We start from the raw sequence: 15,505 nt of genomic DNA, 5'->3' as shown, positions 1-15,505 counted from the left end.
TTCGCTCGCCCACCACTGAGAAGGTCTGCCCATGCCCATCGACACCCAGGTCGCCGTCGGCGCCTCCCTCCCCGACCGCACGTTCTCGTGGAACGAGTCAGACGTGCTGCTCTACCACCTCGGCATCGGCGCCGGCTCCCGGGCCGGCGACAACACCGACGCCGGAGCGCTGCGCTACACGCTCGACGACGACAACCTCCAGGTGCTGCCGTCGTTCGGGGTCGTCGCGCCGACGTTCCACGAGACGAACCCACCCGCCCTCGACCTGCCCGGCTGCGACATCGACCTCCAGATGGTGCTGCACGGATCGCAGGAGGTCGTCGTGCACGCGCCGATCCCGGCCTCCGGCTCGGCCACCCTGAAGACGAAGATCTCCGACGTCTGGGACAAGGGCAAAGCCGCCGTCATCGTGCAGGAGGGCGAGGCCCACACCGAGTCCGGCGAGCACCTCTGGACCGTGCGCTCCAGCATCTTCGTGCGCAACGAGGGCGGCTGGGGTGGCGAGCGCGGTCCGTCGACCAAGGTCGAGCTCCCGACGCGAGACGCCGACGCCGAGTCGTCGTACGCCGTCACGCCCCAGCAGGCGCTTCTCTACCGCCTCTGCGGCGACCGCAACCCTCTGCACGCCGATCCGGCGTTCGCCAAGGGCGCGGGCTTCCCGGCGCCGATCCTGCACGGCCTGTGCTCCTACGGCATCGTGCTGCGCGAGGTGACCGACCTGCTGCTCGACGGCGACGCGTCGCGCGTGGGTGGCTTCGCGGCCCGCTTCGCCGGCATCGTGTTCCCGGGCGAGACGATCCGTGTGCAGGCCTGGGACGAGGGTGATCGCGTGCTCGTCAGTGCCACGATCGCCAGCGAGCACGAGCAGCGCGACGGCTCCCCCGTGCTTGCGGACTGCGTGCTGACGAAGGCCTAGGCAAGACCCTCCAGCAGGTCGGCCAGCGGATCGGGCACCCGGTCGAGATCGAGTGCCGCGACCAGCAGGCCGCCGTACCTGATCTTGCGGCCGGACCTGGTGCCCATGAAGCGCCGAAGCTGGTCCTGCATCGGGCGTCCGGCCCGGTCGGGTTGGGAGAGGAAGCGCCCCCACGACCGGGCCTCCCCCTCGGACTCGATGATCGCCTCGACCGCTGGTACGCCGAGCGCCCGCACGAGCTCGTCCTCCAGGTCGACGACGCAGCAGTGGAACCCGAGCTCCGCCAACTGGGCGCGGTCCAGGTCGGCGCCGAGGCCGACGCGTTCGAGGCCGCGGCGGAAGAACCGCTCCTCGCCCTCGTCGTAGAGGCCGTGCAGCTCGAGGTCCCGCCCGCCGGGGCCGTACTCCTCGAGCGCGTGACCGATGTTGGTCGCGCCGCCCATGGCCACCACCTCGACCCGTTCCGCGAGCAGGTCGCGTCCCAGCCTCTCGGCCAGCGTGAGCACGGCGTTGCGGTCACTGTCGCCTTCGACCAGCACCACCGCCCTTGCCTCCGACGTGCTGGTCATGGGGCCGGGGTCCAGCGGAAGCAGGCGGCCGTGTGATGCATCGCGACGCTCGTCGTACCGAGGGCCTGGCAGGCGTGGCGCACGACGACCTCGGCCGCGTCGAGCCTCTCCTGCCGCTCCCCCGGCTCCATCATGATGAGTGCGGAGTTCGTGGCCAGGTATCCCCGGAACGACTCGGGGTCGACCGGCCAGGCCCACGGGAAGTTCTCACGCGTGCTCTCGTCGTCAGGGAACGGACCGAAGCCCGCGCGGTCGGCGGGTGACGACTCCTTCTTGTCCGGGTCGACTCCCGCGAGCTCGAACTCCCAGGTGGATTGGGGTGCGGGCACGTTACACGCCAGGCCGAGCCATCCGCCCGGTCTGAGCACGCGGCGCACCTCGGCCACCGTCTCCTCGACCGGGAACCAGTGCCAGGCGTCAGCGCTGACCACCGCGTCGACGCTGTGGTCGGCGAGCGGGATGCTGTCGGCGGACTCGTGGTGTGCCAGCGCAGCGGGGAACTCCCTGCGGAGCACGGCGAGCATGCGTTCGTCGGGCTCCACCGCGTGCACCGTCATGGCCCGCTCCAGCAGCTTCCCGGTGAGCTGGCCGGTGCCCGCACCGAGCTCGGCCACGACCGAGGCGCCGTCCGTCAGCCAGTCCACCGCTGCGTCCGGACAGGCCGGTCGGAAGCGCGCGTAGTCCGCGGCGACCTGGCCGAACACCAGTGCCCGTCGTGGGTCCACATGGTTGGGCATGACAGCCAGTCTGCACCGACCGTGGGTGGATCCCCGGAAAGTGAGTGGCCCCGCAGCCTCGCGTGCGCAAGGGTCGAGACATGGTTTCTCCTCCCGTCCTGCACCTCATGGTCGGCCTGCCCGGAGCCGGGAAGACGGCACAGGCCCGCAGGATCGAAGCGGACACGGGCGCCCTCCGACTGACCCCGGACGAGTGGATGGTGCCCCTCTTCGGTCACACCGACGAGGCCGAGAAGCGCGCCCTGCTCGAGGGCCGGTTCATATGGGTCGCCCATCAGTCACTTCGCGGCGGACTCTCTGTGATCCTGGACTTCGGGTGCTGGTCGATCGAGGAGCGTTACGCCATCCGGGATGTCGCCGCGCGCGCCGAAGCCTCGTTCTCGCTTCACCACCTCGAGGTCGGGGAAGCCGAACGCAGGGCACGCGCCGAGGTCCGTTGGCAGCGTGACACCACGTCGGCCTATGAGATGAGCTCCGACGATCACGACGGGTTTCTGGCGTCCTTCACGCCGCCCACGGCGGCAGAGGTGGCAGGCGAGCCGCTACCTGCCGCACCGCGGACCTTCGAGAGCTGGTCGCACTGGGCATCGCAGCGCTGGCCGTCGCTTCCACGTCTCGACCTCTCCTGAGCGCAAGCGCCCGGGACCTGAAAAATACTTCTCGAGTTGTCTCACATTTCGGGATCAAGGGCTGGTTTCCAGGGTCCGTTGTCAGTGGGCACGGCTTGACTGGATCACATGACAACCACGGCAGCTCCGCTCCTCGAACAGGTCGCACCCGGCGTCCTGCGGGTGAGCGAGCATGCCGCGCCGGCCATGCTCGACCACATGATCGAGGCGATCGCCCGACTCGACGGAGACCCGCAGCTCGACGGCCCCGGCAACGACATCGCCCGGGTCGACCAGCTGACCCTGCTCGAACGGTTGAAGGCCGCCACCGCCGCGGCCCAGGCCCGCATCACGCAGGCGTTCGAGCAGTCGCAACTGTCTCGGCAGCGCGACGCCGCCGATGAGGCGAGAGCAGCTGGGCTGGAGGCAAAGGCCGAGCGCATCGAACGCGACCTCGGCCGGGGCATCGGCGACCAGGTCGCGCTGGCCCGCGGATGCTCCACGTCACTCGGCTCACGTCACCTTGGCTTCGCGAAGGCGATGGCCGAGATGCCTCACACCCATGACCTCCTGACGCGCGGGCAGATCAGCGAGTGGGTCGCGACCCTGTTGGTCAAGGAGACCGCGATCCTCAAGTTCAAGGACCGCGCCGCTGTCGACCAGTCGCTGTGCGCCACGACCGTCGACACGAAGACGGGCGAGGTCTTCAGCCCCGAGGTCCTCGGCCTCACACCGCGTCGAGCCGGCGACCGGGCACGTGCCCTCGGCAACGAGCTCGACCCCAAGGCCGCCGTGCGCCGCGCCGCGAAGTCGGCGCAGCAGCGCAGGGTGACGATCCGCCCGACCCCGAACACGATGACCTACGTGACCGGGCTGCTACCGGTGGCCAAGGGCGTTTCCGTCTACGCCAACCTCAAGGCCTCGGCCGAGGCGATCAAGGCCGGCGGCGACCTGCGCACGATCAACCAGCTGATGGCCGACCTGTTCGTCGAGCGGCTCACCGGCCAGAAGTCGGCCGAACTGGTGCCCGTCGAGGTGGGTCTCGTGATGACCCCCGACACCCTGCTCGGCTTCTCCGATCGCCCGGCCCGCATGAACGACGGAATGCCCGTGCCCGCGCAGACGGCGCGCGATCTCGCCAACCAGCCTGGTGCGCCCGTGTGGTTGCGCCGCATCTTCACCGACCCGGTCACCGGTGTCGCCACCGACCGCGATCCCAGGCGCCGCCGGCACACCGAAGCCGACAAGGCCTTCATCCGCGATCGCGATCAGGAATGCCGCATGCCGGGCTGTGAGCGACTCATCGACGACATCGACCACCCTGTGCGCCACGCCGACGGGGGCGAGAGCACGCGGGTCAACGGGCAGGGGCTCTGCGAGGGCCACAACCTGGCCAAGGAAGCACCCGAATGGCGCACCAGGGTGAGCGATCCGCGACCGGGGGGTCACGAGGTCGAGTTCATCACGCCCACCGGACACGTCTACCGCTCGAAAGCCCCGCCCGCGTTGCCTCCCGATGCCGAGCGCGCCGACCTGCCGCCGCCAGCCTGAGCAAGCCGGGCGTCAAGACACTCACCTGTCGGCCTGGTCGAGCCCGATGAACGAGCGGAACGCCTCGATGCCGGTCACGGTGATCGGCTCGCCGCGCCTGAAGTCGTCGGGGCCGACGATGAGGCGCTGCACCTGCGCCAGCTCACCCGGTCGCCGTTGCCGGCGCTCGACACCGTTGGGCCGGTAGCCGACCTTGCGGCTGACCGCGAGCGAGGCCGGGTTGTCGGTGAAGGCGCCCGACGTCATCTCGGTGGCGCCGAGCTCGTCGAACGCGAAGGCGAGGATCGTCTGGCGCATGCGTGTCCCGATGCCGTGCCCCTGGTGCTTCGACGCCAGCCACGACCCGGTCTCAGCCGTGCGCGTCACGGCGAAGTCGCGCGTGGAGACGTCCTGGCAGCCGACCAGCTCGCCGGAGTGGCGCACCGCCAGGTGCAGCGACCAGGCGGCAGGCGAGAAGGTCGCGCGACCCTGCCAGTAGAACTGCGCCATGTTGCGGCCCAGCTCCTCGCGCGGCGCGGTGCTCCACGGCACGTAGAACGGCATGGCGTCGGGGGCATGGATTCCGTCGAGCGCGAGCTCCACCAGGCCGGGGATCACGTCGTCCGTGATCGGCACCAGCTCGAGTTCACCACAGTGGATGCGGAGCCCGAACGGCGGGAACTGGTCGGCGAGGGTCATGGCGACCACCCTGTCGGCGGCCGTGCCCGTTCGCAAACGACATGGCCGGGCCCGGTTCGAGACTACGGAAGCCCGCCGGGAATCGGCGCGTTCGGGTCGTACGGCGTGCGCGTGAAGATGAACGTGGCCAGGTCGAGGTGGTTGACCGAGCCGTCGTCGTTGCGCACCACCCGGAGCGTCTCCCCCATCTGGTAGCCGGCAGTGCCGACCAACGAACCGTCGAGCAGGCGATAGCGGTAGGCGACCACGCCGTCCCTGGAGACCACCAGCTCGTCGTGCTCCCAGCGGAACACGAACATCTTGGGTCCCCAGTGCCACACGCCGAGCACCTCGCGCACCTCCGCGGGCACGTCGGTCGACGGGCGCCACGCCTGCGGCAAGGTCGGCTCGCTCGCCTCGAGCTCCTCGAGCAGTGTGGTGGCCAGCGAGTCCGCGGGCATGCCGCTCATCGCGTTGGCGAAGCCGACCACGCCGGTGCGGCGCACCCGGTCGACGAAGCAGGTCGCCACGAAGCCGGGCATCGAGCCGGTGTGGCCGACCAGGGTGCCCGAGCCGCCGCGGTGCATCTGGAAGCCCAGGCCGTGACCGGACGCGAGGCCCGAGGCGAGGGCGCCGGACTGCGGGATGTAGGCCGTCTCGAGCCGCTCCTTCGAGAGCACGTCGGGGTGACCCTCGAGCAGGAAGCTGCAGTACGTCGCCAGGTCGGTGACCGTGCTCCAGAGCTGGCCCGCTGGCGCCATCGCACCGGTGTCGGGGTGCGGCTCGTCGGTCGCCTCGCCGGAGTAGGGATCGATGCTGGTGCCCTGTGCGTGGACGCCCTCGGCCTGGTACGACGTCCGCGTCATGCCGAGCGGCTTGAGGATGCGGGACTGCACGTTGGACCACCAGGTGTCACCACGCAGCCGGGCGACGACCTCGCCGAGCAGGCCGTAGGCGAGGTTCGTGTAGTGGAACTGCTGCCCGACCGGGAGGACGCCCGCGGAGTCGGCGTTGGCGGCCGCGAGCTCGTCGAACGAGAGCCCGGGGCTGCGCTCCCACCACGAGCCGTTGGGCTCGGCCTGCATGCCGGAGTTGTGCGCGAGCAGGCCGCGAATCGTGCGGTCGCCGTAGCCGACGTCGCCCAGCACCGAGCCAGCGGTGTCCTCCAGCGACAGGGACCCCTCGTCGACGAGCTGCAGGATCAGCACTGCGGTCAGCGTCTTGGTGATCGAGCCGATCTTGTACTGCACGTCGGCGGGCTCACCCGGCACGTCGCCGTACCCGTCGCACCACACCAGGGCGCCGTCACGGACGACGCCTGCCACGATCGAGGGCAGGCGACCGTTGACCTGGACGTGCGCGATCTTCGCCAACAGGCGACGCGCGGTCACCGCCTCGACCGGCCGGACCGGCAGGCTCATTCGGCGACCTCGGCGAACGCCTCCGGCGGCGGGCACGCGCAGACCAGGTTGCGGTCGCCGTACGCCTGGTCGATGCGGGCCACCGGCGGCCAGTACTTGTCGGGGTCGGGGCCGGTCGGGAAGACCGCCTGCTCGCGGGAGTAGGCGCGGTCCCAGTCAGCGACCAGCGCGCGCGAGGTGTGCGGGGCACCACGAAGCGGCGAGTTCTCAGGGGTCCACTCCCCTGCCTCGACGCGCGCGATCTCCTCGCGGATCGCGATCATCGCGTCGCAGAACCGGTCGATCTCGGCGAGGTCCTCGGACTCGGTCGGCTCGACCATCAGGGTTCCGGCGACCGGGAACGACATGGTCGGCGCGTGGAAGCCGTAGTCGATCAGGCGCTTGGCGACGTCGTCGACACTGACGCCGCTGTCCTTGGTGAGGCCGCGCAGGTCGAGGATGCACTCGTGGGCGACCAGCCCGCCGTGGCCCTTGTAGAGCACCGGGTAGTGCTCGCCGAGTCGAGCGGCGACGTAGTTGGCCGCGAGGACCGCCACCGCGGTGGCGCGGGTGAGCCCGGCGCCGCCCATCAACCGGATGTAGGCCCACGAGATCGGCAGGATGCCGGCCGAGCCGTACGGCGCGGCGCTGATCGCGCCGATGCCGGAGCGCATCGCCTCGACCGGGTGCTGCCCGTGCGAGGGGAGGTACGGCGCCAGGTGCGCACGCACGGCGACCGGGCCGACCCCGGGACCGCCACCGCCGTGCGGGATGCAGAAGGTCTTGTGCAGGTTGAGGTGCGACACGTCGCCGCCGAACTCGCCCGGCTTGGCGTAGCCGAGGAGCGCGTTGAGGTTGGCGCCGTCGACGTACACCTGGCCGCCGTGGTCGTGCACGAGCTTGGTGAGGTCGGTGATGGAGTCCTCGTAGGCGCCGTGGGTCGACGGGTAGGTCACCATGATCGCGGCGAGGTCGTCGGAGTGCTCCTCGCACTGGGCGCGCAGGTCGTCGAGGTCGATCGAGCCGTCGTCGGCGGCCTTGACGACCACGACGCGCATGCCGGCCATCACGGCGGAGGCCGCGTTGGTGCCGTGGGCCGACGACGGGATCAGGCAGATGTCGCGCTCGGCCTGGCCGTTGGCGCGGTGGAAACCACGGATCGCGAGCAGTCCGGCCAGCTCGCCCTGCGAGCCGGCGTTGGGCTGGATCGACACCCGGTCGTAACCGGTCACCTCGGCCAGCCAGCCCTCGAGGTCGTTGACCAGGCGCTGGTAGCCCGCGGCGTCTGCGGCCGGGGCGAACGGGTGCAGGTCGGCGAAGCCGGGCAGGCTGATCGGCTCCATCTCAGTGGTCGCGTTGAGCTTCATCGTGCACGAGCCCAGCGGGATCATGCCGCGGTCGAGCGCGTAGTCACGGGCCGAGAGCTTGCGCAGGTAGCGCAGCATCGCGGTCTCGCTGTGGTGGGTGTTGAACACCTCGTGGTCGAGGTAGCCGGTCTCGCGGAGCAGGCCGGCAGGCAGTGCGTCGTCCGTCGCGCGGTCGAGCGCGTCGAGATCGCCCGGGGCGCCGAACGCCTTCAGCACGCTGGTGACCGTCGAGCGGGTCGTGGTCTCGGAGGTGGTCAGGCCGATGTGGTCGTCGTCGATGTGGCGCAGGTGCAGGCCGAGGGCGCGTGCGGAGGCGATCACCTCGGCGGCCCTGCCCGGCACCCGCACGGTCAGGGTGTCGAAGAAGTCGGAGTGCACGACCTCCACGCCTGCGCCGGCCAGCGCGGCCGCGATCACCGTCGCGTAGCGGTGGGCACGGGTCGCGATCGCCTTGAGGCCGGCGGGACCGTGGTAGACGGCGTACATCGACGCGGCCACGGCGAGCAGCACCTGGGCGGTGCAGATGTTGGAGGTGGCCTTGTCGCGGCGGATGTGCTGCTCACGGGTCTGGAGGGCCAGGCGGTACGCCGGGCGCCCTTCGGCGTCGACGGACACACCGACCAGACGGCCGGGCAGGTGGCGCTCGAGCCCGGCCTTGACCGCCATGAAGCCGGCGTGCGGGCCGCCGTAGAACAGCGGCACCCCGAAGCGCTGGGAGGAGCCGACGGCCACGTCGGCCCCGAGCTCGCCGGGCGACTCGAGGAGGGTCAGGGCGAGCAGGTCGGCAGCCACGACGGCCAGGCCGTTGCGGGCGTGGGTCTCCTCGATGACCGCGCGAGGGTCGAGCACGCGACCCGAGGCTCCGGGGTACTGCACGAGCACGCCGCACAGGTCACCCTCGGGGAGGCCCTCGGCCAGGTCGGCGACGACGACCTCGATGCCCATCGCCTCGGCGCGGGTGCGGACCACCTCGATGGTCTGCGGCAGCGCGTCGGCGTCGACGACGAACGGGCCCTTTGCCTTCTTGTTCGCCCGGCGGACCAGGGTCATCGCCTCGGCGGCCGCGGTGCCCTCGTCGAGCAGGGACGAGTTCGCGGTGGGCAGGCCGGTCAGGTCACCGACCATGGTCTGGAAGTTGATCAGGGCCTCGAGCCGGCCCTGCGAGATCTCCGGCTGGTACGGCGTGTAGGCGGTGTACCAGCTCGGGTCCTCGAGCACGTTGCGGCGTACGACCGGAGGGGTGATGGTGCCGTGGTAACCCAGCCCGATCAACGATTCCGCGGGCCGGTTGCTGGCCGCCAGTTCGCGCAGCTCCTTGGCGACGGCCGACTCGGTCGCGGCGGTCGGCAGCTCGAGCTCAGCGGCGCTGCGGATGCCTCCGGGCACCGCGGCACTCATCAGCTCGTCGAGGCCGGCGTAGCCGAGGCGGGCGAGCATCGTCTCGATCTCGTCGGCCTGCGGGCCGATGTGGCGCTCGGTGAACGGCAGCGCGTTGTCGAGATCGGCGAGCGTCTGGCGGTCTGACACGTGGACTCCAAGTGGCTGGCAGGGGGAATGCGGTTGCACACCCCACCTCCCCCTCTGTCATCGCGCGCAGGGTGCGCGCGCCACTCCAGAGTCGCCAGCCCGCACGGTCCTTGGCGCCTGAGAGGTTCCGGGGAGGGGTTGCCCCTTCGGCGCTCCACGACCACCAGCCGGCAGCCGAGAAGACTCTCCCGTGCGGGATTGTCAGCGCGGCAAACCTATCACCGGCGCGACGGATCCCGGCCTTGGCAGCCACCCTCCGGACGCAGGCACCCCTGACACACAGACCGGCCCGCCACATCGAGTGTGGCGGGCCGGACCGGAGGGTGTGGGATCGGGCTGGGTCAGCCGATCTTGCGTGCCGCGCGGCGGGCGGCGAGTTCGTCGGCCGCACTGGTGCTCTCGGCGGCGGGGTCGGCAGCGCGTTCGCTGGGCAGTGCGGCGAGCGAGCCTTCGATCTCGCGCCAGACACCGCCGATGGCGATGCCGAAGACACCCTGGCCGCCCTGGAGCAGGTCGATGACCTCGTCGTTGCTGGTGCACTCGTAGACCGAGGCGCCGTCGCTCATCAGCGTGACGCGGGTCAGGTCGTCGGTGCCGCGCTCGCGCAGGTGCTGGACGGCCGTGCGGATCTGCTGGAGCGAGATGCCGGCGTCGAGGAGGCGCTTGATCACCTTGAGGATCAGGATGTCGCGGAAGCTGTAGAGGCGCTGGGTGCCGGAGCCGGTCGCACCGCGCACGGTGGGCTCGACGAGACCGGTGCGGGCCCAGTAGTCGAGCTGGCGGTAGGTGATGCCTGCGGCGTTGCACGCCGTCGGACCGCGGTAGCCCTGGTCACTGGGCAGCGGCGAGACGTCATCGGTGAAGAGCAGTCCCTGCTCATCGGCCATGCCGGCTGCCACCTCGTGTTCGGCGGACTGCCTGTCCGCCGATCCGGTTTCGTTTGATGCCACGTCGACCCTCCGGTCAGATACTTCGTTCAGCGTAACCCCGGCGGGGGAAGGTCGTCAGGATCAACCAGGCAGTCGAGCCGGGGTCAACCACAACGGTGGAGTTACAACGAAGACACTCCAAGGTAGGCCCCCGCCTGAGGGTGGTCAATCTGCTGGGCCGCGTGTCGCAACCCTAAACCTCAGATTGAGGGTGAGGGTTCAGCCCTCGTTCTGGTCGCCGCTCTCGAAGTCTTCGGGCGTCACGTGGTCGAGGAACTCGCGGAACCGCTCGACCTCGTCCTCCTGCTCCTCGGGCACGGCGAGACCAGCTTCCTCGAGGACGTCCTCGGCGCAGACGATGCGGGTGCCGGTGCGCAGCGCCAGCGCGATCGAGTCGGAAGGACGCGCGCTCACCTCGAGCCCCGACTCGAAGGCCAGGATCGCGTAGAAGACACCGCCCTGCATCTCGGTGATCCGCACCTCGGCCAACGGGTTGCCGGTCTCTTCGAGGATGGTCTTCATCAGGTCGTGGGTCAGCGGTCGCGGGGGCACGACGCCCTGTTGGGCGAACGCGATCGCCGTCGCCTCGACCGCACCGATCCAGATCGGGAGGTAACGCTCCCCCGACGCCTCCCGGAGCAGGACGATCGGCTGGTTCGACGGCATCTCGACCCTGACTCCGATGACATCCACTTCACGCATGCAGCAACCCTACTCGCCTTGCGGTGGGTCGCGCGCCGCAGCCGGTGTGGCAGTCCGTCAGGACTGCAGGCCGGCCTTGACCAGGGTGGCGTGCAGCTTCACCGAGAGCGCTGCGATCTCGGCCACGGCCTCCTCGGCGCGGGCCTGTGCGGAGGCGTCACGACCGCGTCGCAGCGGCGCGATGACCTGCTCCACCAGGCCCACCTCGCGGTCGGCAGCGGTCTTGAACGCGCGCAGGTGGCGGGGCTCGAATCCGAAGCCGGCGAGCTCTGAGGCGGTCTTGGCGACCACGAGGTCGTCGGCGTCGAAATGGCCGGTGCGGCCGGCGGCGACGAGTCCGTAGGTCTCCAGCTGGGCGAGGAGGTCCTCGTCGATCTCGGCCACCTTGAGCAGCTCGCGGCGCGAGATGCGCAGGTCGGAGCTGGCCCGGAACGAGTCCACGGACGGCAGCCCGTCGTTGGCCAGTGCCACCTTCGGCACCCGCGGCCCGACCTCCTCGATGGCCGGCGGCTCGAGGCCGCGGTCCATGGCGTCGAGGTGCTCCCCGATGACCTTGAGCGGCAGGTAGTGGTCGCGCTGCATCCGCAGGACGTAGCGCAGGCGCTCGACGTCGTGGGCGGAGAACTTTCGGTAGCCGGCCGACGTGCGTTCCGGGTCGATGAGGCCCTTGTCCTCGAGGAACCGGATCTTCGAGTGGGAGATGCCGGGGAAGTCGCCACTCAACTGGGAGAGGACCTCCCCGATGTTCATCCGGCGACGCTGTGAAGCAGCTGGCGTCGCCATCGGTCAGCCGTTCACGGATTCGTGGCCGGCGAAGAACACGAGGCGGTACTTGCCGATCTGGACCTCGTCGCCGTCCTGGAGTGTCACCTCGTCGATCCGGTCACGGTTGACGTAGGTGCCGTTGAGGCTGCCGACGTCGGAGACCGAGTAGCCCTCGTCGACCCGTCGGAACTCCGCATGGCGACGCGACACCGTCACGTCGTCGAGGAAGATCTCGCTCTCGGGGTGACGACCGGCACTGACCAGGTCGGTGTCGAGCAGGAAGCGCGACCCGGCACTGGGTCCGCGCTGGACCACCAGGAGGGCGTGGCCGACCGGCAGTGCGTCGACCGCGGCGGACTCCGCCGGGTTGAGCGAGCGTTCGTCGGTCTCGGCCTTCTCGGGAGCACCGAAGGTGATGGTCGCGGTCGACTCCACCGGGCTCTCCGCGTGGTCCTGCGGCTCCTCGCTCACGAGGCGGTGGCCGCACTGGGCACAGAACCGTGCGTCCTCCGGGTTCTGCTTGCCACAGCTAGTGCAGAACGGCATGTACAACCCTCCCGGTCATCGATCCACGAACCCTCAACACTTGGTCGAGGTTGACGGTTTCCAACCTATCAGCCGTCGAGTGAGGCCTGGTACGCCTTGGCGTCCATGAGCCCGTCGATCTCGGCGGTGTCGCCGACGGCGACCTCGAACAGCCAGCCGTCGCCGTACGGGTCGGAGTTGACCAGCTCGGGGGTGGCGTCGAGGGCCTCGTTGCGGGCAACCACCTCACCGGTCACCGGCGAGTAGACGTCGCTGACGGACTTGGTCGACTCCAGCTCGCCCACCGTGGTGCCCGCGGCGATGGTCTCGCCCAGCTCGGGAAGCGACGCGTAGACGATGTCGCCGAGCGCGTCCTGGGCGAAGTGCGTGATGCCGATGCGCACCGACCCTTCGGTCTCGCCGGGCTGCCGCACCCACTCGTGCTCGCTGCTGTACTTCAGGTCCTCGGGGTACATGGGGGTCTCCCTGCTGTCGCGGTGTCTTGGGTGGGTGGTGCTCTGCGGTGGGTGGTGCGTGGTGCTGGGTTCGGTGGAACGCTACTGGCCCTCGCGGGGCTCTGCGAAGTCCCCCTCCGAGGAATCCACGACGCTCTCGATGTCGACGCTCTCCAACTCCTCGAACGTGACGGTGCCGCCGCTCTCCTCGACCGCCTCCGTCGGGCCGTCCGGGAAGTCGAGTGAGCCCGCGAGGGTGGTCGGCTCACCGATCACGTCGATGACGTACGGAGCCTCGAGCAGTTGGCCGTCGATCTCGATGCCCGCAGAGGTCTCCTCGATGGAGCTCTGCGCGATCACCCGCACCCGGTCGTTGAACTCGAGCACCTCGGCACCTGCGGCCCGCAGCTCCTGGAGGGCGTCGAGCAGGATCTCGGAGCCCACCTTGCCCTCGTCGTCGGTGATCGTGATGCGTACGCCGGGGCCGGTGGCGGGCAGCGTCCCGGCCAGGATGCCGTAGACCTCGGTGTCCTGGCGGGCCTGGTCGAGGGCGGCCTCGCGGCTGGACGACTCGTCCTGCAGGTCGTCGCGGATTCCGGTGAGCCGGTCGATCTCGTTCTCCGCGCGCTGCTGGCTCGCCGACAGGCCGTCGAACACGCGGATCAGGTCGGACTGGCGCAGCCCGGTGTAGTCGTCGTCGCGCTCGTTGTTCTGCACCTGGGTCATCGCGGCGAAGCCGACCGCGGCCAGGAGTACGGCGACCAGCACCTGCCCGCGGGACGGTCGCGCCATGAACGCGGCCCGGATGCGCTCGCGCGGATCGGGTCGGGCCGGGTCGGGCGCGGCGGTCCCGGGCGCAGCCGTGTCAGGCGCGGGTTTGGCGGGCGCGGGCTTGGCGGGCGCGGGCTTGGTGGGACGGGCCTTGTCGGCCCCACCCTTGCCTGGCGGCGGCTTCTTCTCAGGCATGGAAGACGTGCCGCCTGATCGCCGCGACGTTGGAGAAGATGCGGATGCCCAGGACCACGATGACGCCGGTGGAGAGCTGGCCGCCGACCCCGAGCTTGTCGCCGAGGAACACGATCGCCGCGGCGATGACGACGTTGCTGAAGAACGACACGACGAACACCTTGTCGTCGAAGATGCCGTCGAGGTAGGCGCGCAGGCCACCGAAGACGGCGTCCAGGGCGGCCACCACCGCGATCGGCAGGTAGGGCTCGAGCCACAGGGGCACGTCGGGCTGGAGGATGAGCCCTGCCACGATTCCGACGAGCAGTCCGAGTGCTGCGATCACGGAATGGCCTCCTTCTTGTTGAGTGGTTCGGGTTCGGCGACACGTGCGGAACGCAGGAGCGCCCGTCGGCTCGCCGGGAGGGACAGGTCGGAGGTCGAGTTCTCGATCTCGAACTCGAAGCCGAAGGTGTTGCGCAAGGAGATCCACTGGAGCCCGGGCCGCGACTCGGCGAACAGGGCCTGCAAGGTGTTGGGGTCGCCGACGGCCAGGATCTCGTACGGCGGCTTGAGCGGCTGGGTGCGCACATGGATGGCGTCACCCACGCTGCGGATGCTGCTGATGCTGGTCAACCGCTGGCCGTTGATCGAGATCGCCTCGGCCCCGGCCACCCAGAGCCCGTCGATGAGCATGGCCAGGTCTTCGTCACGCACCCGTCCGTCGTCGGTGCCGTCGGGTGAGTTGTCGACGGTGATCCGGACGCCGGGGCCGCGCACGGGTGCGAACCCACTGGCCCCGCGGGCCTGGAGCAGTCGCCGCGTGACGCTGCCCTCGAGGCGTTCGAGGTCGTCGGCCCGCTCACTGAGGTCGCCGTTGGTGGCGCGCAGGTCGCTGATGGTGTCCTGGGCGTCTCCGAGGTCGGAGCGCTCCAGACTGATCTGCCGGATCAGCTCCTGCCGCCCCTCCTCGGTCGCGGCGGCGTCCCGTGAGGTCTGTACGGCGGCGATCACGATCATCAGGCCGAACAGGGCGACCACCAGGGCGGTGTTGCGGGTGATGCGTCGGCCCGCGCGCTCCTCGCCGTCGGCCTTGCGGCGTTCGGCGACGTGCTGGTAGTCGCCGTCCATGCTCTGCCGGGTGATCAGGCTCAGCAGGGGCAGGGTGACGTGCTCCGGCAGGGTCTTGCCGGGCTCGGGTGCGGTGGCGGGGCGACGCTCAGCCATCGGGCACCGGGGCCCTTCGGTCGGTCTCCTTCAGCAGCTTGCGCACCTGCCAGGCGTAGAGCACGCCGGCCCACCAGTAGAGGCCGATCCCCCAGATCGCGAACGCCCATCCGAAGACGTCGGCCAGCGTCGCCACGGTGCTGTCACCGTGGCCCAGCAGGATCAACGGGAAGGCGTAGAGCAGGTTGAAGGTGGCCGCCTTGCCCAGGAAGTGCACGGGCAGCGCGCTGTAACCGCGCGTGCGCAGGAACGGCACCAGTCCCCAGAGCAGGAGGTCACGCAGCGGCAGCAGGAGCGCCAGCCACCACGGGATGATGTCGCGCAGGGCCAGACCGATCACCACGGCCAGGATGTAGAGCCGGTCGGCCACCGGGTCGAGGATCTCGCCCAGGGTCGAGCGCTGGTCGAGCTTGCGGGCCAGGTAGCCGTCGAGCCAGTCGGTCACCCCGGAGACCATCAGGACGGCGATCGCCCATTCGTCCTCTTCGGGACCCAGCACCAGCCAGAGGAACAGCGGGACTCCGAGGAGCCGCGCCATGCTCAGTATGTTGGGCACCGTCCAGACGCGTGAGGTGCGCTGTTCGTCCTGCACTTCTCCGTGACCATCTCTCGCCGTGGGGTTGCC

The 15,505-nt window shown here is 70.1% G+C and carries 17 protein-coding genes and 1 riboswitch; of the genes, 3 read left to right on the top strand and 14 right to left on the bottom strand.

The genetic code is table 11. The features are described 5' to 3' along the window. Positions 1-31: 31 nt before the first annotated feature. The gene (locus ASD30_RS04960; protein ID WP_056677664.1) at positions 32-916 is read left to right on the top strand and encodes a MaoC/PaaZ C-terminal domain-containing protein; all 885 of its coding nucleotides are present in this window, start codon (positions 32-34) and stop codon (positions 914-916) included. Here ASD30_RS04960 and ASD30_RS04955 read toward each other — a convergent pair. Further along, the gene (locus ASD30_RS04955; RefSeq protein ID WP_056677661.1) at positions 913-1,485 is read right to left on the bottom strand and encodes a TOPRIM nucleotidyl transferase/hydrolase domain-containing protein; all 573 of its coding nucleotides are present in this window, start codon (positions 1,483-1,485) and stop codon (positions 913-915) included. The genes ASD30_RS04960 and ASD30_RS04955 overlap by 4 nt on opposite strands. Next, the gene (locus ASD30_RS04950; protein WP_082563553.1) at positions 1,482-2,222 is read right to left on the bottom strand and encodes a class I SAM-dependent methyltransferase; all 741 of its coding nucleotides are present in this window, start codon (positions 2,220-2,222) and stop codon (positions 1,482-1,484) included. The genes ASD30_RS04955 and ASD30_RS04950 overlap by 4 nt, the downstream gene beginning before the upstream one ends. An 80-nt stretch (positions 2,223-2,302) precedes the next feature. Here ASD30_RS04950 and ASD30_RS04945 point away from each other — a divergent pair, with 80 nt between their 5' ends. Together ASD30_RS04945 and ASD30_RS04940 are read left to right on the top strand one after the other, a co-directional pair. Continuing rightward, complete coding sequence (locus ASD30_RS04945) at positions 2,303-2,851, top strand: AAA family ATPase (protein ID WP_082563552.1); 549 nt, start codon at positions 2,303-2,305, stop codon at positions 2,849-2,851. A 108-nt stretch (positions 2,852-2,959) separates the two neighbouring features. Beyond that, positions 2,960-4,381, top strand: a complete 1,422-nt coding sequence (locus tag ASD30_RS04940) for an HNH endonuclease (RefSeq protein WP_056677653.1) — start codon at positions 2,960-2,962, stop codon at positions 4,379-4,381. A gap of 21 nt (positions 4,382-4,402) precedes the next feature. On the opposite strand, the gene ASD30_RS04935 is transcribed toward ASD30_RS04940, so the two are convergent. The 12 genes from ASD30_RS04935 to ASD30_RS04880 all read right to left on the bottom strand — a co-directional run bounded on the left by ASD30_RS04935 (position 4,403) and on the right by ASD30_RS04880 (position 15,418). Further along, a complete protein-coding gene (locus tag ASD30_RS04935) occupies positions 4,403-5,059 on the bottom strand; it encodes a GNAT family N-acetyltransferase (RefSeq protein WP_056677649.1) in 657 nt (218 codons plus the stop codon). Positions 5,060-5,121: 62 nt separating this feature from the next. After that, a complete protein-coding gene (locus tag ASD30_RS04930) occupies positions 5,122-6,459 on the bottom strand; it encodes a serine hydrolase domain-containing protein (RefSeq protein WP_056677646.1) in 1,338 nt (445 codons plus the stop codon). Continuing rightward, on the bottom strand, positions 6,456-9,332 hold the full coding sequence (gene gcvP, locus ASD30_RS04925; protein WP_056677643.1) for an aminomethyl-transferring glycine dehydrogenase: 2,877 nt from the start codon (positions 9,330-9,332) through the stop codon (positions 6,456-6,458). Before gcvP ends, ASD30_RS04930 begins: the two co-directional genes overlap by 4 nt. A gap of 94 nt (positions 9,333-9,426) precedes the next feature. Next, positions 9,427-9,533, bottom strand: a riboswitch (glycine riboswitch). Positions 9,534-9,673: 140 nt separating this feature from the next. After that, positions 9,674-10,219, bottom strand: a complete 546-nt coding sequence (locus ASD30_RS04920; RefSeq protein WP_056677640.1) for a MerR family transcriptional regulator — start codon at positions 10,217-10,219, stop codon at positions 9,674-9,676. A 261-nt stretch (positions 10,220-10,480) separates the two neighbouring features. Beyond that, positions 10,481-10,963, bottom strand: a complete 483-nt coding sequence (locus ASD30_RS04915; protein WP_056677637.1) for a bifunctional nuclease family protein — start codon at positions 10,961-10,963, stop codon at positions 10,481-10,483. Positions 10,964-11,020: 57 nt separating this feature from the next. Continuing rightward, positions 11,021-11,713, bottom strand: coding sequence for a transcriptional regulator FtsR (gene ftsR / locus ASD30_RS04910; RefSeq protein WP_056677634.1), 693 nt, complete (start codon positions 11,711-11,713; stop codon positions 11,021-11,023). Positions 11,714-11,749: 36 nt separating this feature from the next. Next, positions 11,750-12,274 (bottom strand): FHA domain-containing protein, encoded by a 525-nt coding sequence (locus ASD30_RS04905; RefSeq protein WP_056677631.1) that lies wholly within the window; start codon positions 12,272-12,274, stop codon positions 11,750-11,752. 68 nt (positions 12,275-12,342) lie between these two features. Next, positions 12,343-12,729, bottom strand: coding sequence for a glycine cleavage system protein GcvH (gene gcvH / locus ASD30_RS04900; protein WP_056677629.1), 387 nt, complete (start codon positions 12,727-12,729; stop codon positions 12,343-12,345). A gap of 81 nt (positions 12,730-12,810) precedes the next feature. Beyond that, complete coding sequence (locus tag ASD30_RS04895) at positions 12,811-13,674, bottom strand: DUF881 domain-containing protein (protein WP_235532498.1); 864 nt, start codon at positions 13,672-13,674, stop codon at positions 12,811-12,813. Beyond that, entirely contained in the window at positions 13,667-13,999 is a 333-nt protein-coding gene (locus tag ASD30_RS04890; RefSeq protein ID WP_056677626.1) for a small basic family protein, read from the bottom strand. The genes ASD30_RS04895 and ASD30_RS04890 overlap by 8 nt, the downstream gene beginning before the upstream one ends. Continuing rightward, positions 13,996-14,880 carry a DUF881 domain-containing protein gene (locus ASD30_RS04885; protein ID WP_056677624.1) on the bottom strand — a complete coding sequence of 295 codons (885 nt, stop codon included), beginning with the start codon at positions 14,878-14,880 and terminating at the stop codon, positions 13,996-13,998. The genes ASD30_RS04890 and ASD30_RS04885 overlap by 4 nt, the downstream gene beginning before the upstream one ends. After that, complete coding sequence (locus ASD30_RS04880) at positions 14,873-15,418, bottom strand: CDP-alcohol phosphatidyltransferase family protein (RefSeq protein WP_235530117.1); 546 nt, start codon at positions 15,416-15,418, stop codon at positions 14,873-14,875. The genes ASD30_RS04885 and ASD30_RS04880 overlap by 8 nt, the downstream gene beginning before the upstream one ends. Positions 15,419-15,505: the final 87 nt, after the last annotated feature.

The sequence above is a fragment of the Nocardioides sp. Root140 genome (assembly GCF_001426745.1).
Classification (GTDB): domain Bacteria; phylum Actinomycetota; class Actinomycetes; order Propionibacteriales; family Nocardioidaceae; genus Nocardioides.
Note: the sequence above shows the minus strand (reverse complement) of the source record. Positions and strands in the feature narration are given on the sequence as shown.

Coding starts and splice junctions, on each gene's coding strand:
- ASD30_RS04895 (WP_235532498.1), bottom strand. CDS start 13,674: ATGCCTGAGAAGAAGCCGCCGCCAGGCAAGGGTGGGGCCGACAAGGCC.
- ASD30_RS04945 (WP_082563552.1), top strand. CDS start 2,303: ATGGTTTCTCCTCCCGTCCTGCACCTCATGGTCGGCCTGCCCGGAGCC.
- ASD30_RS04960 (WP_056677664.1), top strand. CDS start 32: ATGCCCATCGACACCCAGGTCGCCGTCGGCGCCTCCCTCCCCGACCGC.
- gcvH (WP_056677629.1), bottom strand. CDS start 12,729: ATGTACCCCGAGGACCTGAAGTACAGCAGCGAGCACGAGTGGGTGCGG.
- ASD30_RS04905 (WP_056677631.1), bottom strand. CDS start 12,274: ATGCCGTTCTGCACTAGCTGTGGCAAGCAGAACCCGGAGGACGCACGG.
- ASD30_RS04930 (WP_056677646.1), bottom strand. CDS start 6,459: ATGAGCCTGCCGGTCCGGCCGGTCGAGGCGGTGACCGCGCGTCGCCTG.
- ASD30_RS04915 (WP_056677637.1), bottom strand. CDS start 10,963: ATGCGTGAAGTGGATGTCATCGGAGTCAGGGTCGAGATGCCGTCGAAC.
- ASD30_RS04935 (WP_056677649.1), bottom strand. CDS start 5,059: ATGACCCTCGCCGACCAGTTCCCGCCGTTCGGGCTCCGCATCCACTGT.
- ASD30_RS04920 (WP_056677640.1), bottom strand. CDS start 10,219: ATGGCCGATGAGCAGGGACTGCTCTTCACCGATGACGTCTCGCCGCTG.
- ASD30_RS04885 (WP_056677624.1), bottom strand. CDS start 14,880: ATGGCTGAGCGTCGCCCCGCCACCGCACCCGAGCCCGGCAAGACCCTG.
- ftsR (WP_056677634.1), bottom strand. CDS start 11,713: ATGAACATCGGGGAGGTCCTCTCCCAGTTGAGTGGCGACTTCCCCGGC.
- ASD30_RS04950 (WP_082563553.1), bottom strand. CDS start 2,222: ATGCCCAACCATGTGGACCCACGACGGGCACTGGTGTTCGGCCAGGTC.
- ASD30_RS04940 (WP_056677653.1), top strand. CDS start 2,960: ATGACAACCACGGCAGCTCCGCTCCTCGAACAGGTCGCACCCGGCGTC.
- ASD30_RS04955 (WP_056677661.1), bottom strand. CDS start 1,485: ATGACCAGCACGTCGGAGGCAAGGGCGGTGGTGCTGGTCGAAGGCGAC.
- ASD30_RS04880 (WP_235530117.1), bottom strand. CDS start 15,418: ATGGCGCGGCTCCTCGGAGTCCCGCTGTTCCTCTGGCTGGTGCTGGGT.